Source organism: Photobacterium toruni (assembly GCF_024529955.1).
GTDB lineage: Bacteria > Pseudomonadota > Gammaproteobacteria > Enterobacterales > Vibrionaceae > Photobacterium > Photobacterium toruni.
The window spans coordinates 570,272-593,615 of the sequence record NZ_AP024854.1; the positions used below are offsets into that span (position 1 = coordinate 570,272).

A 23,344-nucleotide genomic window follows, 5' to 3' on the forward strand; every position below is an offset into this window, starting at 1 on the left:
ACACTAACTAATAGTATTGCAGCCGTTGGCGATCATTAACGACTTGAGCTTAATTAGTTATTGCTGTGAAGTTCACTGTTTAATTCAATGGCTGTTTTATTGGTTAAGCATTCAATTTGACCTGTCATTGAGTTACGACGGAACAATAAGTCAGCTTTACCTGCAAGATCGCGTGCTTTTGCTGTTTCAACCGCTTTACCATCAGCATCTAGCATTTGTACTTTTGAGCCTGCTGTAACATATAAACCGGACTCGATAGTACAACGATCACCCAATGGGAAACCAAGACCAGCATTAGCACCTAACAGGCTATTTTCACCAATAGAGACTACGACTTTACCGCCTCCTGATAATGTTCCCATAATAGAAGCGCCACCACCGATATCAGATCCTTCTCCAACAACAACACCTGCTGAGATACGTCCTTCGACCATACTAACGCCGACAGTACCGGCATTAAAGTTAATGAAACCTTCGTGCATTACGGTGGTACCTTCACCAACATGTGCACCTAAACGTACGCGTGAGGTATCAGCAATACGTACGCCTGTTGGTACAATGTAATCTACCATTTTAGGGAATTTATCTACGCAATCAACGGTGATGGTTTCGCCGTTAAGACGAGCATCCATTTGACGCTCTGCAAGTTCAGGCAAGTCGATAGGACCTTGGTTTGTCCATGCAATGTTGTGTAGTAATCCAAAAATACCATCAAGAACTAGGCCGTGTGGTTTCACTAAACGGTGTGAAATAAGTTGTAGCTTTAAGAAACCCTCAGCAACCGATACTGGTGATATGTCAGTTTTAAGCATAACCATAATGAGAGGTTGTGAAGACAATGTCGCTTTTGCTGCAAATTGAGCACTTACTTCATCATTAGCATCTTCAAATGCGGATGCAATTGCAGCACATTGTTCTGGTGTAACGTCGATAGCTTGGTTACCACCATGGTAATCAACTATAGTAGCAATATCTTTTACTAGTTGCTCTGATGGATGTAGCGTTGGGGTTGGAAAATACGCTTCAATAATTTTTCCATCACGGTTTTTAGTTACAGTACCTAGGGCAAGTGCAAAGCTAGACATGATTACCTGTTCTCCATTTCAAATAAAATAATACGACGCGATAATTAAAATAATACGTTTATCTATAACATAAGCCCATTGTTAGGTCTTGAGTTAACAGGATATTTATCGCGAATTAAAACCATCATAAAGACAGTTATAAAAATAGAGAAGAGGTGAACTGATAATCAGAGCAAAATCATAGTTTATTAACACAAAGCGGACATTGTAAAACCAAATCAAGGGATTTTATTGATGATAAAATTAACAGCTGAGCCTGTTTTGAGGGGACGTTAAAATAAAAAAACCTCCATCAGGAGGCTTTCGACGACAAACTGAATAATCTAAAAATTATGCGGCGTCTTGCTGCTGCTCATCGGCAACACCATCAAGTTTTACAGCTTTTGTTTTTGGTGCTGGTTTGGCTTTTTTTGCGCCTAAAGCAACCAAGACTTCTTCACGATTTTGCGCTAAGAACATTGATAGTTCTTCTTGCTTAGCTTCATCTTCAAATAAGTCACTTTCACTTAATAAAGCAAACATCTCATCTGCCATATCAAGCATTTTGTCATATGCGTCAGCTTCGGATTTAGAGGTAAAAGTCATCTTTTCTTCCCCGTTGCGCTCTACTACATATTTGACGATAACTGCCATGGTCATCCTCTCCTGAAATTTATTTACTGGACGCTTATACAGTAGTATGGTGAATGAGTCTAGTGCTAAGCGTGTGAATGTGATGACTCGAGAAAAATTTAACCAAATCTATCATCGTGCTGCAGAAAGAAAGGGCAGTGACTCCAATTTAGAAAAATTACTCACAACTCCACTGAATAAAGAGCAATTGCGGTTAATTGCAGATCATCGGTGGTTGGCTGAATTTACTCAAAAAGTGTTTCAATGTGGGATTCGGTGGCAAGTTGTGCGTAATAAATGGCCTGCATTTGAAACCGCATTTTTTGAGTTTGATATTGAAAAAATGGGCTTGATGCCAACTGAAATGTGGGAACGAAAAGCGCAAGATCCAACCATTATTCGTGATTTGAAAAAGGTGATGACGATCCCTGAAAATGCCAATATGATCCATCGTGCCGCATTGGAATATGGTTCATTTGCGGCAATGGTCGCAGATTGGCCTGAACAAGATATTGTAGGATTGTGGTTATACCTTAAAAAGCACGGTTGCCGTTTAGGAGGCAAAACGGGTGCTTATAGTTTACGTGGGTTAGGTAAAGATACTTTTTTGTTTACTCAGGATGTTGAAGCTTACTTACGTCATACCAATGTTATTGACGGTGGTCGTGATACGTTAAAGTCATTGCGAGCAGCACAGAATGCATTTAATGATTGGCAGCAACAATCTGGCCGATCGTTAACCCAGATCAGCCAAATTATTGCATTTAGTGTTGGTGATAACCGCGTTTAATCAAATTGCCATTGTTGGCAAAATTCCAAGAATAATTTTAATAATGGACTTTGATATTTTTCTTGGTGGTATAACAACCAGTATTGACGGTTCATATCTAGTGGCACCGTTAATATAGCAACACGTTGTTCTTCAATAGCATGTGCAATCGCTCGCTGAGAAATACATGTAATACCTAAATCAGCACTGACACAATTAATGATCGCCTCAGTAGTATTGAGTTCAAATGAGGTGGTCCACTTATCTAGCCTTGGTGAGATACGATTAAGAAAAAATTCTCGCGTACCCGATCCTGTTTCTCTTAATACCCATTCTGAATTTTCGAGATCTGATAATTGCAAATTTTCAATTTGAGTCAATGGGTGGTGAGGATGACAAGCAATCACCATTTGATCACTAAGCCATGGTTGAACAACCAGATCTGAGTGCTGAACTTTTCCTTCAACTAAGCCAACATCTAATTCAAACTCCATTAATTTATGACATATTTGAGCTGTATTTGAGATAAATAGCGTTTGATCTCGATGCTGGGTGTCAAGTCTAAAATCACGTAATAGAAAGGGAGTCACTTGATTTCCAACGGTATCACTAGAGCCTACTTTTAATTGCCCCGTTAATGGACCTGTTTGATCAAATAAATTTTCAATAGCATTAGAACGAGCTAATAGTTCATCAGCTAGTGGTAATAATCGCTTCCCTTGTTCATTGATAATTAAACGATTATTGTTGCGATCAAATAATTTATGATCAAGTTGTTTTTCTAATTCTGATAACGCCATGCTAATAGCAGGTTTGGATAAAAACAATTTGCTAGCGGCGGCGGTAATTGTTTTTTCTTGTGCTACGGTAACAAAAACTTTGAGCTGTTTTAGTGCGATATTCATCATTACCTCATTAAAGAATAGAAGCAGGATTTTACCTTATCTTTTTGTTAAGATAATATTAACACCGTTTTAAATATATTCAATTATTATAAACATTGATAAGAGGGTATACTGCTGCCAACAAAACAATAATTCGCTATTGCTATCATTTCAGCGGAGAAAAAATATGATTGCAGCAACAAAAAGAAAATTAGCCGGTGCTCCGACACCAATGGCAGGGTTAGCATTAGGTATTGGTAGTATTTTATGGTGCTGGGAGAATGGTGCTCAGCTTCATGGTTACGGACAAATAACGGGCGCAGTAATTGCGTCATTGATGCTACTCATTTTAATAGCTAAATTTATAGTGCATCCAAAGTTATTATGGGGTGATTTATCTCATCACGTTGTAGGTAGTGTTGTACCAACATTTGCTATGGCATTAATGGTGGTTTCAAAAGCTGTTGGTGTTTATGGCTCGATCACTGTTGGTGTGTATATTTGGTTATTTGCAGTGGGATTACATGTTATTTTCTTAGCATTATTCTTATTCCATCGCGCTCGTGATTTCCATTTACATCATATGGTGCCAAGTTGGTTTGTACCGCCAATTGGTATTATTGTTGCGGATGTTTCATTTCCAGGCCTTGCTACGTTGCATCCGTTAGCTTATGTATTGCAAATGTTCGGTATGCTTGCTTATGCGGTAATGTTACCGATGATGATTTATCGATTTATGTTCCGTGATGAAGTGCCTGATGCTGCTAAACCAACTATTGCGATCATGGCGGCGCCAGCAAGTCTATCATTGGCTGGTTATTTAACTATTACTGCAACACCTTCACCTGTGATCGTTGCTTTGCTGGGAGGAATTGCCGTATTAATGACAGCTATTATCTATTTAGCATTTTTCCGTTTATTACGTTTAGATTTTAGTCCAGGCTATGCAGCATTTACTTTCCCTATGGCTATTGGTGCAACGGCATTATTTAAAACAGCCGCTTGGATGAAGAGTTATGGTTTTGATGCACATTATGTTGCTCAAGTTCATGGTTTAGCAACGCTTGAGTTATATGTCGCAAGTATCATTATTGGTTATGTAGCGATTCGATATTTAGCTTTTTATCGTCCAATGGGACGGTTATTCCATCGCAGTCAATCCTGCCCACAAAACATTTGATAGCAATGATGCGGTAATTTCACGAGTGTATTATCGTATCAGAGAATGTTCAGTGTGTTGCCCAGCCAATTGGCTGGGCTTTTTTGTGGCAGTTATATAGTGATATTGCGATGCTGAATGAATATTTTTAAGCTGTATTTATTTACAGTATCACAGTGATGGTAGACAATTTGATTATCTATTTTTCTGCTGTGGAATCTCTGCGTGTTCACTGTCTATCATTCAAATCAGCTCGATCTACTTAAATCCTTATTAGTGGAATTGATTCGCTTACAGCCATTAGCTAATCCATTTGAAAAAGAGCAAATTCTGGTACAAAGTCCAGGCATGTCACAATGGTTAAAAATGGAATTGGCGACCTCGTTTGGCGTGGCTGCAAATATAGAATTTCCATTACCTGCGACCTTTATTTGGAAAATGTTTACTCAAATTTTGGCGGATGTACCCGAGCGGAGTGCATTTAACAAAGAAGCGATGACATGGAAATTAATGCAGGTATTACCTCAGCAATTTGATCAACCTGAATTTGAACCGTTAAAGCGCTATTTAGACAATGACAGTGATAGCCTTAAGTGTTATCAGCTTTCTGAAAAGATTGCTGATATCTTTGACCAATATTTGGTGTATCGCCCTGAATGGATTCAACAATGGGAAGCTGGTGAAACGGTTGCTGAGCTTAATGACGAGCATCCGTGGCAACCGATCTTATGGCAAGCGCTTTACGATCAAACCTTAGCTTTAGAACAATCGCCGTATCATCGCGCTAATCTATACGATCACTTTATTGAAACGCTTACTAATTATTCTGGTAATGAAGGTAAGGCGGCATTACTGGCTGCTGGATTACCACAACGGTTGTTTGTGTTTGGTATTTCATCGTTACCTCCGCGTTATTTAGATGCATTAGCCGCGATTGGTGAACATATTGATGTCCATTTAATGTTTACTAACCCGTGTAAATATTATTGGGGTGATATTCGCGACCGTAAGCATCTGGCACGTCTAGCAGCAAGACAGCGAGTACAGTTACAAAATATCACTACCGATGATGATCTTGATGCCTTGTTGTCTGTACTTAAAGATAACGACCAAAGTAATTATGACGATGATATGCACAATGATGTTGTCGGTAATAGTTTATTGGCATCAATGGGTAAGCTCGGTCGAGATAATATTTATTTGTTATCGGCAATGGAAGTGAACGAAGTTGATGCGGGTTTTGTTGATATTGAACCTGATACCTTATTGCATGCTATACAAGCAGATATTTTAAACCTTCAAGATCGCCAAGATGACACGCAACTTGACTCTAGTGAACACAAATTCCCTATTGCGGCGGATGATCAGTCGATCACTATTCACGCTTGTCACAGTCCGATGCGTGAAGTGGAAGTGCTACATGATAAATTGCTGGCGATGTTTGAAACTGATCCCAAGCTAAAGCCGCGTGATGTGATTGTGATGGTGGCTGATATCAATGCTTACAGTGCCGCGATCCAATCAGTATTTGGTAATGCGCCGGGTAATCGTTACATTCCGTTCTCTATTTCTGATCGTACTGCTGAGCAAGAAAATCCGATTCTATTGGCATTTTTACGTTTACTGACTTTACCTGAAAGCCGCTGCCATGCTTCTGAATTATTAGAGTTATTAGAAGTACCAGCAGTGATGGAAAAGTTTGGTTTTGACAGTATTAGTTTTGAAAAAATCAAACAATGGATTGAAGAAGTTGGTATTCGCTGGGGGCTTGATCAACATACGGCAAGCCAGTTTGATTTACCTGAACAACTGCAAAACACATGGTTATTTGGTATTCAACGAATGCTGCTGGGCTATGCAATGCCACATGATACCGGCTTGTTTGCAGGGATCTCTGCTTATGAGCAAGTACAAGGGTTAGATGCGGAATTAGCGGGACAGTTAGCCGGATTTATTGATAGTTTAATTGAATATCGTCATGCCTTGGCACAATCACAAACGGTTAATCAATGGGCTGAGTTATTGCATCAGCTATTGGACGATTTTTTTGTGGTAGAGCTGGAAGGTGAGTTAATTTTAAAATCGATTCGGGATAACTTACAGCGTTTACATCAGCAACTACAAGATGCGGGTTATCAAGGGCAGATTACACCCGCAGTATTAACCCAATACTTAAAAGATAAACTCTCTGGTGAGCGTGTTAGTCAACGATTCTTAGCTGGACAAGTTAACTTCTGTACTTTGATGCCAATGCGCTCTATTCCTTTTAATGTGGTGTGTTTATTAGGAATGAACGATGGCGCTTATCCACGTAATATTGCTCCTGAAGGGTTCGATCTTATGAATGGTCGCACTAAAGCGGGTGATCGTTCTCGTCGTGATGATGACCGTTATCTGTTTTTAGAAGCATTGTTATCTGCCCAACAAACATTATATATCAGCTATGTTGGTCGTTCGATTCAAGACAATGCTCCAAAAGTACCCTCCGTATTGGTTAGTGAGCTGGTGGAGTATTGCCAACAAGGTTATTGCTGTGTAGGTGATCAATCATTAGCTGTGGATATTTCTGCTGAAAATATCAAACAGCAGTTAATTCAACATCATCCATTAGTGCCGTTTAGTCCGAGTGCGTTTATTGGAAAACAAGCCAGTTTTGCTATTGAATGGTTACCTGCAGCTAACCGTGATGGGCAGGCAAGTGCGCCATTTCAGCTTAATGCGTTAATGGCTGAGCCGATGGCTGATGATCACGTGTTAGGCTTAGAGTTGGCTGAATTACAGCGTTTTTGGCGTTTACCTGTACGTTACTTTTTTAACCGTCGTCTTAAAGTCTATTTTGAATCATCTATGGGCTTATTAGAAGATGATGAACCGTTTGTGCTCAATGGCTTAGAAAGCTATGTGATTAGAGATCAGTTATTAGAATTATTATTAGACGCCAAACTCAACAATACGGATCCCGATGTAATTTATAACCAGTTTGCAGCAGAGCAGCGAGCAGCAGGCAATTTACCTGTCGCTGCATTTGGTGCTCTTGATTTGGCAGCAAGCCGTCAAGCGGTGACTAATTTAACGGCGGTGATTGAGCCATTAATTCATGCCTCATTGGCTGATCAAGAAGTGACGATCACGGTGCAGGTAGCAGACCATCAAGTGGTTTTACAAGGCTGGCTAAAGAAACGTTATCAGTCTGGATTATTACGTTATCGTACTGGCAAAATTCGCCCACAAGATCTTTTAACTGCTTGGTTTGACCATCTATGTTTGGCTGTGTCAGTGCCTGAAAATCTACAGGTTACTCATGTGATCGGCACGGATAAGCACCTTGAATTACAGCGTATTGAACCTCAGCAAGCCCTGGCGTATTTGCAGCAACTAATTGAACTGTATTACCAAGGATTAAATCAACCCTTAGCGTATTTCCCTCAAACAGCAATGGCGGCAATACAGGCGCATATTGGTCGTGATGGCAGTTGGAAAGATGATACAGATACTGAGCAAAAAGCACTGACGAAAATGGCTGAATGTTTTAATGATAGCTATTTATTTGCAGGTGAAGGCAGTGATGATTATATCAAACGAGTGTGGTCACAATGGAATAATGATGTAGCACAAGAAGCTAATCAATTAGCGATGTTAGTGCTGCAAGCTGCGGTGGTGAATAGCAAAGAAATTAAACCAGAATAAGCAGAAATGAAGTAGTGTGGCCGCCAGCAAATCATTGTTAGTTGTAGGGTGTTCGCTGTGCGGCCACAGGTCCAGAGGTGACCAAGTTTCTGGCGCTGATACTAACTAACCGCTGCAGTACAAACCGTGAGTAAGTTCTCACATTATAGGAATACAATAGAATATTAGACGCCAATATTTGCTTATAAGTGTTGGGTCACATAATAACGAGCCTGATAGTTGACATTAATAAGCTTCAGGTTAGTGCTGTTGTTATAGATAGTAACCATGGGATGAGTAACATAATGACGACTGAAGTACTAACAAACATACTGCAACCAATGACGTTTCCATTACACGGCACGCGTTTGATCGAAGCATCTGCGGGAACGGGTAAAACATTTACTATTGTTAGCTTATATCTTCGTTTGTTGTTAGGGCACGGTAATAAAGATTGCTCCCATAATAAGTCATTAGAGGTAGATCAAATTCTTGTGGTGACTTTCACAGAAGCAGCAACGGCTGAGTTAAGAGATCGTATTCGGAAAGGAATTAAAGATGCTTATGTTTCTTTTTCGAGAGGACAAAGTGTTGGTCCATTTAAAGATACTATTGATGCGTTATTAAGTGATACCCAAGATCATAAACTAGCAGCTCGAATCCTTAAAGATGCGGAAAGAAGAATGGATGAAGCGGCTATTTATACTATTCATGGTTTTTGTCAGCGAATGTTGACGCAAAATGCATTTGAATCCGGTAGTCGGTTTAATAATGAATTTGTAACCGATGAAAGCCAATTGAAAAAGTTAGTGGTTGCGGATTATTGGCGGAGTAATTTTTACCGTTTACCAACAGCGTTAGCGCATGAAGTTCGTGAAATTTGGTCATCACCCACTGCATTATTAAAAGAAATTGGTAATAGTTTAACGGGGGCGCCATTACGATTATCCGTAGCGGCCATGACGGAATCGTTAGAACAATTACATCAACAAAATATTGTACGTATTGATGAAGTAAAAGCGTTATGGCGTGAGCATCAAGCAGATCTTGAACCCCTAATTGCTAATTCTGGGGTGAATAAACGCAGTTACACTAAAAAAAGTTTACCCAATTGGTTAGAGCAAGTCAGTGCATGGGCCGCTCAACCAACGGTGGGTTATGAACTGCCTGATAATTTAATACGCTTTCATCAGCAAACATTAATTGAAAAAACCGCCAAAGGTGATGCGCCTGAGCATGAGGTTTTTAATGTTATTGCTGAACTGTTAGATAATCCGGCTAATTTGCGTGAACCATTATTAGCTCATGCGATTGAGCATTGTCGCCAATTGTTGGCTGATGCTAAAACGCGTAAAGGGTGGTTATCGTTTGATGACTTACTAACGCAGTTAGGGGCTGCGATCGATAATGATGTTGATGAATTGCTAGCTGGAAAAATACGCGCCCAATATCCGGTAGCGATGATCGATGAATTCCAAGATACCGATCCACTTCAATACGGTATTTTTAGTGATGTTTATCGCCATCATCCTGAATGTGGATTGTTTATGATTGGTGATCCTAAACAAGCTATTTATGCATTTCGTGGTGCTGATATTTTTACTTATATTCAAGCTCGTCGCCAAGTCACTGATCACTATACTCTAGCAACAAACTGGCGTTCAACGGCGGCGATGATTGCGGCAGTTAATGCGGTATTTCAACAACCACAAAGTCCGTTTATTTACGATCAAGATATTGAATTTTTAGCAGTGGATCATAGCCCTAAAGCCACTCAACGAAGCTGGTGGTTAAACGGTGAATCTCAGCATGCATTGACGTTTTGGTTACAAGGTAGCCTTGATGGTAAACCGATAACCAAGGGTAATTATCAGGCAACAATGGCGGCAGCCACGGCAGCACAAATTCAACATATTCTGACTCTATCACAGCAGCAGCAAGCTTATTTCTTAGATAACGATCAACAACATAGTATTGAAGCGGGAAATATCGCAGTGTTAGTACGTACTGGTACTGAAGGGCGATTAGTGCGCGAAGCGTTATCTAAACAAGGTATCGCTAGTGTCTATTTATCTAACCGTGATAGTGTTTTTTCAACACCGGAAGCGGCGGATATTCAACGGTTATTACAAGCGGTATTAACCCCAGAAGATGATCGTATATTACGTGCCGCGTTGGCGTCAGGGTTGTTTGCTCGTACCGCTCTTGAACTTGATCAACTCAATAATGATGAGAATGAGTGGGAAATTGCGGTTAATAGCTTTAAGCAATATCGCCAGCAGTGGCAAAAGCGCGGCGTGATGCCAATGTTACGCAGCGTGATGGCTAAAAATAAAATTGCAGAACGATTGTTAGCTGAAGATGGCGGTGAGCGTCGATTAACAGATTTACTGCATATCGGCGAATTATTACAACAAGAGAGCCAAACGTTAGACAGTGATTATGCACTATTACGCTGGTTAGCTGAGCATGTTGCAGAGCCAAACGGTAATGCAGACGATCAAGTAATGCGGTTAGAGTCTGAACGTAACCTAGTTCAGATTGTTACTATTCATAAATCGAAAGGTTTGGAATATGACATAGTCTTTATGCCGTTTGTATGTAGCTACCGTGAAGTAGATAGTAAAAGTGAAGTTAAATATCACGATGAGGTTGATAACATCACAGTGCTTGATATTGGTAAACAAGTAGCAGCAATCGAAAAAGCGGATCAAGAGCGATTAGCCGAAGATTTGCGGTTAATTTATGTGGCATTAACCCGTGCTGTTTATGGCTGTTATGTTGGTATGGCTCCGATTCGTAATGGACGCAGTGTTAAAGAGCCAACGGGATTACATCGTTCAGCGATGGGACATTTAGTGCAAAATGGTGAGGCTGGTAGTGTGGCGGCATTGGAACTCGCATTAGCCAAGCTTTGTGAGGCACAAGGCGCAATTACAGTGACCGAGCCGCCACAACTTACTGACACACAATGGCAACCTCAAGATGAAGTGAGTGAAGCTTTAGTTAAGCGCCCTTTCACTGGCGCATTAGAGCGTAATTGGTGGATGACCAGTTATTCTAATCTTGTTAAACAAGGGCATCAGAGTGCTCATGACAGTAGTTTAGATTTGCCTGGGTTTGATATTGATTCGGTACAAAATGTAACAGCAGACGTTGATGACAACGAGTTAGAATTAGAACCACAATACTCGATTTATACTTTTCCTCGTGGCGCTCGTCCCGGTACATTTTTACATACTGTGTTTGAAGAAATTGATTTTACTGCTGCGGTTGATTGCCCTGAAACAGTTGCAAAATTAACTGAATTGTTGGCATTAGAAAATTATGAATTAGCGTGGTTGCCGGTATTACAGCAGCTAATTCAGAATGTATTAACTTGCGCCCTTGATGGTGATGCGTTGCGATTAGCCGATAAGGGAGCGTCACAACGATTAACGGAAATGGAATTTTTATTGCCGATTGAAATTTTACAAGCGGTGGCATTAAACAAGGTGATTGCTAAGCATGATCCGTTGTCAGCTAAAGCCGGTGAGCTAGGCTTTGCAACCGTCAGTGGTATGCTAAAAGGTTTTATCGATTTAGTGTTTGAACACCAAGGTAAGTATTACGTTTTAGACTGGAAATCAAATTATCTCGGTGATGATCCGCAAGTATATCGTGGTGAGCAACTGCAAACGGCGATGCGTGAACATCGCTATGATTTGCAGTATCAAATCTATGCGTTAGCACTACAACGTTTTTTGCGTAGTCGCATACCTAACTATAGCTATGAAACCCATTTTGGTGGCGTATATTATTTATTTTTGCGAGGCATTCAGGCGGGGAGTGATAGTGGTATTTTTTACGCGCGTCCAAGTGAACAATTACTTGATGAATTGGATTTACTCATGAAAGGAGCGCTACCCCATGCTTAAGCGTTTACAAACCCTGACTAAACAAGGTGGCTTACGTCAGCTTGATTACCAATTTGCTAAATTTGTGGCGCTGCATAGTCCTCAATCGCAACAAGATCTAGCGGCACTGATGGCTGCACTTGTTAGTTATGAATTAGGTAAAGGCCATGTGTGCGTTCAGCTTGAACTCGTGCGTGCACAACATTTATTTGGTTTACCAACTCGACTATCAGTAGCGTTAATTGACGGTTTACCTGAGCCGAGTCAATGGGCGCAATTATTATCACAGTTTGACGTGGTGACGAATGTGCAATCACAAGGGTTACAAGCAAGCCCATTAGTGTTTGATCATGGTCGATTATACCTCAATCGTTATTGGCAATTTGAACAAACGGTTGCAAAACGGATTGTGGATATGGCAACCAATCAGGGGCAAGTCATCCATGATACTCAGTGGCAGGGTGAACAACTGGGTTTGATGCATCAAGCGTTGAATGCCTTATTTCAGCCAAGTTATGGTTATTTATATCATGCGCTACAAGGCGTAACAGACCGTCAACATCGCCAACAAATAACCTGTGATTTTTTGAATATAGTAAAACCACAGCAACTTGATTGGGCTGCGATTGATAATGTATTACAACATGCGCAGCAAATAACAGATTTACAACCATTAGACAGTCTAGTGCCAACGACGAGTTGTTTAAATTGGCAAAAAGTGGCAGCAGCAATGGCGTTAACTCGCCAGTTTGCGGTGATCTCAGGTGGTCCCGGTACGGGTAAAACGACCACGGTGGCTAAATTGTTAGCTGCATTAGTGATGCAAGCTAATGGCGAACATAAACCGAATATTATGCTGGTGGCACCCACGGGTAAAGCCGCAGCTCGATTAACAGAATCGATTGGTTCAGCCATTAAATCATTAGCTGTACCGCAGGCGATTAAAGATTTAATTCCAACACAATCTAGTACATTACATCGTTTATTAGGCTCGATTCCCAATAAAGTAGAGTTTCGGCATAGTAAAGATAATCCACTTCACCTTGATGTGTTAGTGGTTGATGAAGCATCAATGGTTGATTTACCAATGATGGCGCGATTATTAGAAGCGATGCCACAAGGCGCTAAATTAATTTTATTGGGTGATCGAGATCAATTAGCGTCAGTTGAAGCTGGTGCTGTGCTGGGTGATATTTGTTCTTTTGCAAATCAAGGCTACAGTGCACAACAAGGACAGTTATTAAGTCAGTTAACAGGGTTTGATCTGCACTCTAATAATATTGGTTTAAGTGTGGTGACCGATTGTTTATGTATGCTGCAAAAAAGTTATCGCTTCCATGCTTTATCTGGTATTGGTCAGTTAGCTCAAGCGATAAACCAAGGCAAACCAGCACTGGTAAATAAAGTATGGCAACAAGGGTTTAAAGATATTCACCATTATCCATTAGGTAGCGAAACCTATGTCTCGATGATTAACCAAGTGGTGACGTTTTATCTTGATTATATCGATGCGATAAAAGCGAATAAAACACCTGCCGAGGTATTAAAAGCATTTTCAAATGTACGATTGTTATGTGCATTACGAGAAGGGGATTTTGGTGTTGTAGGTTTAAATCAACGGATTGAAAAAGAGTTAACGCATCGTGGTCGTATTTCACCAAATGATGAGACATGGTATGTCGGTCGTCCAATTATGATCACCCGTAATGATCACGCATTAGGGTTATTTAACGGTGATATTGGCATGACGATGTTAGAGCCAGAAATAGATCCTGATAGTGGACGACGTCGATTACGGGTTTATTTTGAAATGCCTGATGGTACGATTCGCGGTATTTTACCTAGTCGTATTCCTGAGCATGAGGTGGTGTATGCGATGACGATCCATAAATCACAGGGGTCAGAATTTGCTGATACAGTAATAGTGTTACCTTCGGAATACACACCTATTTTAACCCGTGAATTAATTTATACCGGTATTACACGTGCTAAGTCGCGGTTATATCTCTATGCACCTATGGATATTATTACTAAAAGCGTGCAAGTACGGACAGAACGAGCCAGTGGTTTAGCTCAGTTATTAGTATAATCTTGTTAGTAATGATCATCGCTACCAATGCCAGCATTCGTGCTGGCATTGTGTCATAGCGGTATCGTTATTTATTTAACGGGTAGGCATTATCAGTATTTTAGAACGACGTTGATAGTTGTAGAGATCTTTTTTTATCAATGGTAGTTGGTCAATATCACATTCATAAAATCCTTGTTCACGAAACCAATGCACACTACGGGTGGTGAGAACAAAGATATTATCAAGATCTGCTTCTCGTGCTTGTTGGCATAGTTTATTGAGCAATAATACTCCACGATCCCCATCTCTAAAGTCAGGATGAATAGCCACACAAGCCATCTCTGCCATTTTTTCATCAGAATACGGATAGAGTGCAGCACAACCAATAATAAGGTTATCAAGTTCAATCACACTAAAAAGAGTAATTTCACGTTCAAGTTGTTCTCGTGAACGGCGTACTAAAATTCCGTCTTTTTCTAATGGCTGAATTAAATCTAAAATGCCCCCGATATCGTTAATATTGGCTCGGCGAATCTTTTCTGCACTCGACATTACAATTTGAGTGCCAATACCATCTAATGAAAATAGTTCCTGAATTAATGCGCCATCTTGTTTATAGCTTAGTAAATGGCTACGTGGTACACCGGCACGACAAGCTGTAATTGCGCCCCGCAGGAAACGACCAGTGCCACTTTGTTGATCATCGTTATCAATAAGCTGCTGCAGTACTTGTTCGGCTTCAAAGGGCAATAATTCTGAGATGATGTCATTATTATCAACAACTCCTTGCTCTGAACAAAAGCCAATCAGTTTATCTGCTTGTAAGCGAATGGCAACCTGAGTGGCGATTTCTTCTGAGGTGAGGTTAAAACATTCACCAGTGACAGAGCTGGCAATAGGGCCGAGTAATACAATTGAACCTTGTTCTAATTGATTGGTGATGGCTGTGCTATTAATACGACGGATTTTACCGCTGTGACAAAAATCAATACCGTCATCAATACCTAGTGGCTGCGCAATAATAAAGTTACCGCTAATGACATTGATTTGTGATCCTGCCATGGGGGTGTTATTTAGCCCCATTGAAAACCGGGCGGTAATATCAAGCTGTAGTTGTCCTGCTGCTTGTTTGGCCATTTCTAAACTGTGTGTGTCAGTGATTCTTATCCCTTTGTGGTAAGGGCTATCATAATGTTGTTGCTCTAATAGGGTGGTGATTTGTGGTCGAGCGCCATACACCATCACAATGTGAATACCTAAGCTGTGCAGCAAAGCTATATCGCTAACAATGTTAGCAAAGTTAGGATCAGCAATGGCTTCACCTCCGACCATGATCACCATTGTTTTACCGACATGGGCATTTAAGTAAGGGGCTGATTGGCGAAATCCTTTTACCAAAGGAGTCTTACGTGTATTCACAAGCGATATCCATATCTATGTTTTATATAGTCATCAAATTAAAGCAATTGTTTACTTTGTGCAGCATTTAAATGTGATTTAGATTAAATCATACATAATCACTATTGTTGCTTATATATGCACAAGGTGATGTGGTTATTGTTTACATGCCAATACTTTGGTTTCTGGGTGGCTTTTCATTTTAATTTTACTTGAGTATCCAGAGCCTATTTAATGCTTTTAATGGAACTTTAATCACTTTTAATGAGTCTTAAACATTTCGATAGCGTTATGGCATTTATTTACGATTGTTTGAAATAGTTACTTATTTTTTGAGAGTGTTTGTTAGTATTGGCATCAGTTTACCGCTTTGATAAAAGTGAACGCGTTATCATCTTTTCTCTTTTTATAAAATTTTATAGGCTTATCTATCGTGTTACGTAAAGCAACAGTTGTAATGATTCTTTTTGGCTTGGTGGGGTGTTCATCCCCAGAGAGTACAACCACGGAAAAACCGAGCTTCGCGGCAGTTGGTAATCCATTAGCACACCAATATTTAGGTCATCACTTTGATCAAGTGTTAAATAAAGTGTCACAAGTTTCATCAAATAAGCCTCATGATTACAGTACATTTGGTCCACAAGCCCAAATGGTTACTTCTCGTTCACCGTCGATGGCGCGTAAATTTGAACCTTTATACAACCAAGTAGAAAATTGGGCTAAACATAGTGGTAATCCAAGTACGTTAGCTAAATATGGTATTCAGGCAGCACAATTGGGTGGTGCTAATGGTGAAGGTAACGTGATGTTTACGGGCTACTATTCGCCAGTGATTGAGTTGCGTCATAAACCGACCAATGTTTTCCGTTACCCAATTTATGCAATGCCAAACTGTAAAGGTCGCTGCCCTTCACGTGAGCAAATCTATGATGGTGCGTTAGCCGGTCAAGATTTGGTATTGGGTTACAGTAAATCAATGCTTGATGTGTTTATGATGGAAGTACAAGGCAGCGGTTTTGTGCATTTTGAGGACGATAACCAACTGCAATATTTTGGCTATGCAGGTAAAAACGGCCACCGTTATGTCAGCATTGGTCGAGTATTGATTGATCGTGGTGAAGTACCAAAAGCGAAAATGTCACTGCAAGCGATTCAAAAGTGGGTAGCGAATCACAGTGAGGCTCAAGTACGTGAATTATTAGAGCAGAATCCATCATTTGTCTTTTTCTCACCCCGTAAAACATTAGATGTTAAAGGCAGTGCAGGTATTCCATTGTTGGCAAATGCTGCTGTTGCAGCTGATCGTAAATACATTCCAATGGGGTCGGTATTATTAGCGGAAGTCCCGCAGTTAGATGCAAAAGGTAACTGGACAGGTAAGCATGTATTACGCTTATTATTAGCTTTGGATACTGGTGGCGCTGTGAAAAAAAATCACTTAGATTTATATCATGGCATGGGTGCCAAAGCGGGTACTGATGCTGGCCATTATAAGCATTTTGGTCGAGTATGGCGTTTAGGGCTTAAAGGTTCAGCAACGCAAGACCCGTGGTTGATGCCACAATAATAGTTATGATCAAAGAGGTTGCTGTTGTGATCTCTGTGCTCTGACTGGACAATTGTTACCAGAGTGCGTATAAAAACGCACTCTTTGTTTATCCACCTCTGGCAGTGTAGAACCAATATGCGTGAATTAGATACCCCAGCATCCGATAGTTATAACCAGCGTTTTGGCGGCACTCGCCGTTTATATGGTAACAGTGAAGTTGAAATCCTTCGCGCTGCACATGTATGTGTGATTGGTATCGGTGGTGTTGGCTCATGGGCGGCAGAAGCATTGGCTCGTTCAGGGATCGGTGAGCTTACTTTGATCGATATGGATGATGTTTGTGTAACTAATATCAACCGTCAAATTCATGCAATGACAGGCACTATTGGTCAAAGCAAAATTGAAGTGATGGCGGCACGAATTCAGCTAATTAATCCTGAGTGTAAAGTTAATTTAATTGATGATTTTATAAGTGCTGATAACCAAGCGCAGTATTTATCAAAAGAATTTGATTATGTATTAGACGCAATAGATAGCCTCAAAGCCAAAGCATCCTTATTGGCGTATTGTAAGAGTAATAAAATTAAGGTTATTACCATTGGTGGTGCTGGTGGACAAACGGATCCAACACAAATACAAGTCACTGATTTAACTAAAACGATTCAAGATCCATTGGCTCGAAAGTTACGTGAGACATTGCGTCAGCATCATAATTTTACTAAGAATCCTAAACGTAAATTTGGTATCGATTGTGTTTATTCAACCGAGCATTTGAAATACCCTCAAGCTGATGGTTCGGTGTGTGCGGTAAAAGCGACGGCTGAAGGTCCGAAACGGATGGATTGTGCTAGTGGTTTTGGTGCGGCAACTGTTGTAACTGCAAGTTTTGGTTTCGTTGCGGTCGCACATATTATTAAGAAGCTGATTGAAAAGTATCGTCAATAACGATGCTGTTTAAACCGTAGTAAAAAATAAAAAGCGGATCGATTTGATCCGCTTTTTTTGTGTTTCATTTTGCAGGTTATTATCGGTTTGAGCTTAGTGGGCAAGCTGTTTTATTTGCTCTACAATCGCTTTTAAACCATTACCACGAGAAGGGCTCAGATGGGCAATTAATCCTAAGCTATCAAAGTAGCTATCAATATCAAAAGCACTAATTTGTGCCGCTGTTTTTCCATGATAAGCTGCAAGTACTAAGGTAATTAAGCCGCGTACAATTCGAGCATCTGAGTCAGCGATAAAGTAATAGTGATCATCAATAACTTGGTGATGTAACCAAACTTGTGATTCACAGCCACTGATTTTTAGTTGATCTTGCTTATAGCTATCATCCAGTTGTGGTAATTTTTTACCTAGCTGAATAACATTGCGATAGCGATCTTCCCATCCTGTTGCGATTTGCATTTGGGCAATAATATCAGTCGCTGTGATCTCAGTGCCAAAAGGGTGTTGAGGAAGCGTTATAGTGGTATTCATCTTAGATTCCTTGGCTGCAACTATAATAAATCACAGGCTTTATGCAGTGCGGCAATAAATCGCGCTATATCTTGTTGATCATTATAAAGTGCTAATGATACTCGTAATGTTCCTGTTAAGCCTAGTGCATCCAGCATTGGATGGGCGCAATGATGACCAGCCCGTAACGCAATTTGCTGTTGATCAAGTAAGGTTGCAATATCTTGATGATGAACACCCTCGACAACAAAAGAGAATAAGCTCGCATTTGGCTGAAGACCAATAATACGTAGCCCTTCAATATCTTTAATGCCATCTAGCGCTTGTTGACGTAAATCAGCAATGTGTTGTTCTGCGCCTTGGCGATCAATGTTTTGTAACCATTCAATGGCAGCCGCAAGTGCTAAACTACCCGCAACATTGGGTGTACCTGCTTCAAATTTCCCGGGTAAAGCCGCATAGCTAGTCCCACTAAATGATACTTTTTCAACCATCTTGCCACCACCGTGCCATGGCGGCATTGCTTCTAGCAGTGCTTGTTTGCCATAAAGCGCACCAATACCTGCTGGAGCATAAATTTTATGGCCTGAAAACACATAGAAATCAGCATCAAGGGCTTGAACGTCTACTTGTTCATGCGCTATTCCTTGTGCACCATCAATAACAACGACAGCGCCATATTGGTGAGCGGCGGCTATCATTGATTCTATGGGATTTCGAGTACCCGTTACATTAGTAATATGGGCGACAGCCACGATCTTTGTTTTTGTTGATAATAACTGTAGGTAAGCATCGGTATCTAATGTGCAATCATTGCGCATCGGAATTTTAACGACTTTTGCTCCAGTTTGTTCAGCGACCATCTGCCAAGGCACTATATTGGCATGGTGTTCCATTTCCCCGACTAGAATCTCATCACCAGCTTGTAAGTGAGTGCGGGCATAGGTTTGGGCAATGAGATTTAATGCTTCCGTTGCGCCACGAGTCCAGATGATTTCTTTAGGACTCGCCGCACCAATAAAGTGTTGTACTGTTGTTCTTGCTTGTTCAAATGCCAAGGTTGCGTTAGTCGCTAAGCGATGGTTACCGCGATGCACATTAGCATTATAGCCGCTGTAATAGTGACTTAGGGTATCGATAACAATCGCAGGCTTTTGTGCTGTTGCTGCGCTGTCTAAATAAACCGCCCGCGGCGCATCATCTAAATGTTGCAGTGCTGGGAATTGGGTTTGAATTTGTTTGATATCGAATGGTATGGTCATAGCGGGTCACATTACAGAAATTTGAATTATCGATGATGCTAATAAATGCAAAGAAGAGCAAGTGTTGCGATGATTTTTGATAAATAAAAAAATAGCACTGCGTTGGGGCGCAGTGCTAAAAATTACTTCGACTTATCAGTCAAAATACAGGAAGTAAAGAGGTAGATAACTACCAATCCGGCAGGATCCGGACAATATGCAAACACAACATCGCAATGTTGATTGAGCGGTTAGCCAGAGGGCAAAACACAAAATGTTAATCAACATTGCGGAACGAATAATAGGGTTTATATAGCACTTAAACAATGGACAATTTATAATGTTTGAGATGAAAAAAACTAATGCATTAGAGAGCATCGAAAAGTATGTCTAGACGTTTACCTCCGCTTAACTCATTAAAGGTGTTTGAAGCTGCTGCAAGGCATCTAAGTTTTACTCGAGCAGCTGAAGAATTGTTTGTTACTCAAGCCGCAGTTAGCCATCAAATTAAAGCCTTAGAGGAATTTTTGGGGTTAAAATTATTCCGTCGCCGTAATCGTTCATTACTATTAACTGAGGAAGGACAAAGTTACTTTCTTGATATTAAAGATATCTTTTCATCGATTTCAGATGCGACAGATAAGGTACTTGAAAGGGGCTCAAAAGGGGCATTAACCATTAGTTTACCTCCTAGTTTTGCGATTCAATGGTTAGTACCAAGATTAACTGATTTTAATGAGCAACATCCTGAAATAGACGTCCGTATTAAAGCGGTTGATCTTGATGAAGGATCACTGACTGATGATGTTGATGTCGCGATTTATTATGGCCGAGGTAATTGGTCTGGTTTACGTGCTGATAAGTTGTATCAAGAATTTATGATGCCGGTATGTTCACCAATGTTATTGGTTGGCACTAAACCATTACGTACCATTGAAGATTTAAAATTACATACGTTATTACATGACACTTCTCGTAAAGAGTGGAAAAACTATGTTCGTCACTATGAGGTGAAAGACGTTAACGTAAATCAAGGACCGATATTTAGTCATTCGACCATGGTGTTGCAGGCTGCAGCTCATGGCCAAGGTATCGCATTAGGCAATAATGTTTTGGCTCAACCTGAATTAGAAGCGGGACGATTAGTGTGTCCGTTTGATGAGATTCTGGTAAGTAAAAATGCGTTTTATTTTGTATGTCAGGAAAAACAAGCCGACACTGGACGTATTCAAATTTTCCGTGATTGGATTTTGAATAAAGCCCGTAAAGAGCAAGAGGATATGCCAGATGTCATTGAAGAAGTCTGAATATTTGATTGATGGTCCTGATACTGACGATGCAGTAGCAACGTTTTTATTTGCTCATGGTGCTGGTGCGGGGATGGGTCATGTGTTCATGACCACTGTTGCGCAGGGGTTAGCGGCGCATAATATTCAAGTCGTGCGGTTTAATTTCCCGTATATGATCAAGCGTGCGGAAGACGGTAAAAAGCGTCCGCCAGATCGTCAACCTAAATTATTACTTGATTTTCAAATCCATATTGAACAGTTTGATAATGGCAAGTTAGTCATTGGTGGTAAATCAATGGGAGGACGTATGGCGAGTTTAATGGTAACGGATATTGCTGCTGATACGCCAATGGTAAATAATTGTGCCTCAAAAGTGTGTGGTGTTGCTTGTCTTGGGTTTCCTTTTCATCCGCCAGCCAAGCCAGAAAATTATCGCGGCGATCATCTTGCAACAATAACTGTTCCAACCTTGATTTTACAAGGTGAACGCGACACCTTTGGCGTGCGTAGTGAAGTGGAGCAGTGGCCTTTTTCAACGCAAGTGTATTATCAATTTTTAGCTGATGGTGATCACGGTTTTAAACCGCGTAAGGCATCAGGTCATACTGAAGCTGAAAATATTACCATCGCTATCGAGGCATTGGCACAATTTATTAAAGACTGTGTCGGTATAAAAGGAGCGTGTTAATGGCTATTGAATTAACCGCTAAACAACGTCAACAATCGCGATTAATGCTGATGTTTGCTGCTTGTAGTGGCGTGATAATGGTCGCTTTAGGTGCATTTGCCGCTCATGGTTTAAGCCATCGCTTAGCACCTTATTTATTAGATGTGTTTAAAGTTGGGGTTCAATATCAGGCATGGCATACATTAGCTTTATTAGCTTGTGGAATATTGTCACGCTTTTTGCCATCAAAAGCGTTATCATACGCGGCGCTGTTTTTTGGCCTTGGTATAATCTGTTTTAGTGGCAGTTTATATGCATTGGCTTTAACCGGCATTAAATGGTTTGCTCCTATCACTCCGATGGGCGGAATATGTTTTATTATTGGCTGGGTGATGCTTGCAATAGCCGCCTGGCGTTCAGCTTGAGGGTTCCAACGTGAATCAAGTTTTATTGTACTGTCGTCCTGGCTTTGAAAAAGAATGTGCCGGAGAGGTTCAAGACAAAGCAAATACGCTGGAATTGTTTGGTTTCCCTCGGGTGAAAAACAATTCAGGCTATGTGTTATTTGAATTTTATCAAGCAGGTGATGCTGATAAATTCATTAAATTACAGTCATTTTCACAGTTGATTTTTGCACGTCAAATGGTAGCAACGTCAACAATGCTTAAAGATTTACCTGCAGATGATCGTATCTCACCTATCTTAGAAGCAATTGGTGAAAACTTTCCTATCTGTGGTGATCTACGCGTTGAAACGCCTGATACTAATGAAGCGAAAGAGCTATTAAAGTTCTGTCGTAAGTTTACAGTGCCATTACGTCAAGCCATGCGTAAACGTAATATTTTATATGTTAAAGATAACCATAAAAAGCCAGTATTACACGTGTGCTTTATTGCTCCTGGTTGTTGCTTTGTTGGTTATTCCTACCCGCAAAATAACTCACAGTTCTTTATGGGTATTCCACGTCTTAAATTCCCTGCTGATGCGCCAAGTCGTTCAACATTGAAATTAGAAGAAGCATTTCACGTATTTATTCCTCGTGAAGAGTGGGATGAGCGTTTAGCCCCTGGTATGTGGAGTGTGGATTTAGGTGCTTGTCCAGGTGGCTGGACGTACCAATTAGTGAAACGTTCAATGTTCGTTCACGCGATTGATAACGGTACAATGGCGCAAAGCTTAATGGATACCGGTCAAGTTAAATACCATGCGGTTGATGGCTTTAAATATGAGCCTGCACGTAAGAATATTACGTGGATTGTGTGTGACATGATTGAAAAACCTGCTCGAGTGGCACACCTTATTGGTGAGTGGTTAATTAAAGCATGGGCAAAAGAAGCTATTTTTAACCTTAAACTGCCGATGAAAGGCCGTTATGATGAAGTACTGCAAGATATTGAAAATCTAAAAGTATTGCTGATTAAAAATGGTGTCAAGTTTAAGCTTCAAGCAAAACATCTATACCATGATCGTGAAGAAATTACGGTGCATATTCAACGTTTAGATAATCGTTCTGCGTATTAATTTTATGTAGTGTAGCGGATTATTATTAACGCCATCCTTATAAGGGTGGCGTTTTTTTATCATTAGATGTTAGGCTCAATGA

17 protein-coding genes are annotated in these 23,344 nt (G+C 40.5%); 11 read left to right on the forward strand and 6 right to left on the reverse strand.

Going from position 1 to position 23,344, the window contains the following annotated elements:
* Nucleotides 1-53: 53 nt before the first annotated feature.
* Nucleotides 54-1,085 carry a 2,3,4,5-tetrahydropyridine-2,6-dicarboxylate N-succinyltransferase gene (gene dapD / locus OC457_RS02900; RefSeq protein ID WP_080175723.1) on the reverse strand — a complete coding sequence of 344 codons (1,032 nt, stop codon included), beginning with the start codon at nt 1,083-1,085 and terminating at the stop codon, nt 54-56.
* A gap of 330 nt (nt 1,086-1,415) precedes the next feature.
* Complete coding sequence (locus OC457_RS02905; RefSeq protein WP_080175722.1) at nt 1,416-1,718, reverse strand: YebG family protein; 303 nt, start codon at nt 1,716-1,718, stop codon at nt 1,416-1,418.
* Nucleotides 1,719-1,800: 82 nt separating this feature from the next.
* Between OC457_RS02905 and OC457_RS02910 the strand changes: the two genes are divergently transcribed.
* Entirely contained in the window at nt 1,801-2,487 is a 687-nt protein-coding gene (locus OC457_RS02910) for a DNA-3-methyladenine glycosylase I (RefSeq protein ID WP_080175734.1), read from the forward strand.
* On the opposite strand, the gene OC457_RS02915 is transcribed toward OC457_RS02910, so the two are convergent.
* Nucleotides 2,484-3,371: a LysR substrate-binding domain-containing protein gene (locus tag OC457_RS02915; RefSeq protein ID WP_080175721.1), complete on the reverse strand. Its 888-nt coding sequence runs from the start codon at nt 3,369-3,371 to the stop codon at nt 2,484-2,486. The two genes, OC457_RS02910 and OC457_RS02915, sit on opposite strands and share 4 nt — an antisense overlap.
* A 166-nt stretch (nt 3,372-3,537) precedes the next feature.
* Between OC457_RS02915 and OC457_RS02920 the strand changes: the two genes are divergently transcribed.
* The 4 genes from OC457_RS02920 to recD all read left to right on the forward strand — a co-directional run bounded on the left by OC457_RS02920 (nt 3,538) and on the right by recD (nt 14,160).
* Nucleotides 3,538-4,530, forward strand: coding sequence for a TDT family transporter (locus OC457_RS02920; RefSeq protein ID WP_080175720.1), 993 nt, complete (start codon nt 3,538-3,540; stop codon nt 4,528-4,530).
* 204 nt (nt 4,531-4,734) lie between these two features.
* Nucleotides 4,735-8,196, forward strand: coding sequence for an exodeoxyribonuclease V subunit gamma (gene recC / locus OC457_RS02925; protein ID WP_080175719.1), 3,462 nt, complete (start codon nt 4,735-4,737; stop codon nt 8,194-8,196).
* Between the two features lie 284 nt (nt 8,197-8,480).
* The gene (recB, locus tag OC457_RS02930; protein ID WP_080175718.1) at nt 8,481-12,092 is read left to right on the forward strand and encodes an exodeoxyribonuclease V subunit beta; all 3,612 of its coding nucleotides are present in this window, start codon (nt 8,481-8,483) and stop codon (nt 12,090-12,092) included.
* Nucleotides 12,085-14,160, forward strand: coding sequence for an exodeoxyribonuclease V subunit alpha (recD, locus tag OC457_RS02935; RefSeq protein WP_080175717.1), 2,076 nt, complete (start codon nt 12,085-12,087; stop codon nt 14,158-14,160). The genes recB and recD overlap by 8 nt, the downstream gene beginning before the upstream one ends.
* A 75-nt stretch (nt 14,161-14,235) precedes the next feature.
* Here recD and argA read toward each other — a convergent pair whose 3' ends face one another.
* Nucleotides 14,236-15,570: an amino-acid N-acetyltransferase gene (gene argA / locus OC457_RS02940; protein WP_080175716.1), complete on the reverse strand. Its 1,335-nt coding sequence runs from the start codon at nt 15,568-15,570 to the stop codon at nt 14,236-14,238.
* Between the two features lie 427 nt (nt 15,571-15,997).
* Here argA and mltA point away from each other — a divergent pair, with 427 nt between their 5' ends.
* Both mltA and tcdA read left to right on the forward strand, forming a co-directional pair.
* A complete protein-coding gene (gene mltA, locus OC457_RS02945) occupies nt 15,998-17,107 on the forward strand; it encodes a murein transglycosylase A (RefSeq protein ID WP_390948858.1) in 1,110 nt (369 codons plus the stop codon).
* Nucleotides 17,108-17,224: 117 nt separating this feature from the next.
* Nucleotides 17,225-18,034 carry a tRNA cyclic N6-threonylcarbamoyladenosine(37) synthase TcdA gene (gene tcdA, locus OC457_RS02950; RefSeq protein ID WP_080175714.1) on the forward strand — a complete coding sequence of 270 codons (810 nt, stop codon included), beginning with the start codon at nt 17,225-17,227 and terminating at the stop codon, nt 18,032-18,034.
* A 93-nt stretch (nt 18,035-18,127) separates the two neighbouring features.
* On the opposite strand, the gene csdE is transcribed toward tcdA, so the two are convergent.
* A complete protein-coding gene (gene csdE / locus OC457_RS02955; protein WP_080175713.1) occupies nt 18,128-18,565 on the reverse strand; it encodes a cysteine desulfurase sulfur acceptor subunit CsdE in 438 nt (145 codons plus the stop codon).
* Nucleotides 18,566-18,585: 20 nt separating this feature from the next.
* Nucleotides 18,586-19,806, reverse strand: a complete 1,221-nt coding sequence (gene csdA / locus OC457_RS02960) for a cysteine desulfurase CsdA (RefSeq protein ID WP_080175712.1) — start codon at nt 19,804-19,806, stop codon at nt 18,586-18,588.
* Nucleotides 19,807-20,171: 365 nt separating this feature from the next.
* On the opposite strand from csdA, the gene OC457_RS02965 reads away from it, so the two are divergent.
* From OC457_RS02965 to rlmM, 4 genes are read left to right on the forward strand one after another with little or no spacing between them, the layout of a single operon-like run.
* Nucleotides 20,172-21,092 carry a transcriptional regulator GcvA gene (locus OC457_RS02965; RefSeq protein ID WP_080175711.1) on the forward strand — a complete coding sequence of 307 codons (921 nt, stop codon included), beginning with the start codon at nt 20,172-20,174 and terminating at the stop codon, nt 21,090-21,092.
* The gene (locus tag OC457_RS02970; RefSeq protein WP_080175710.1) at nt 21,073-21,762 is read left to right on the forward strand and encodes an alpha/beta family hydrolase; all 690 of its coding nucleotides are present in this window, start codon (nt 21,073-21,075) and stop codon (nt 21,760-21,762) included. Before OC457_RS02965 ends, OC457_RS02970 begins: the two co-directional genes overlap by 20 nt.
* Nucleotides 21,762-22,166, forward strand: coding sequence for a DUF423 domain-containing protein (locus tag OC457_RS02975; RefSeq protein WP_080175709.1), 405 nt, complete (start codon nt 21,762-21,764; stop codon nt 22,164-22,166). The genes OC457_RS02970 and OC457_RS02975 overlap by 1 nt, the downstream gene beginning before the upstream one ends.
* Before the next feature lie 10 nt (nt 22,167-22,176).
* Nucleotides 22,177-23,262, forward strand: coding sequence for a 23S rRNA (cytidine(2498)-2'-O)-methyltransferase RlmM (rlmM, locus tag OC457_RS02980; RefSeq protein ID WP_080175708.1), 1,086 nt, complete (start codon nt 22,177-22,179; stop codon nt 23,260-23,262).
* The last annotated feature ends 82 nt before the right edge of the window (nt 23,263-23,344 follow it).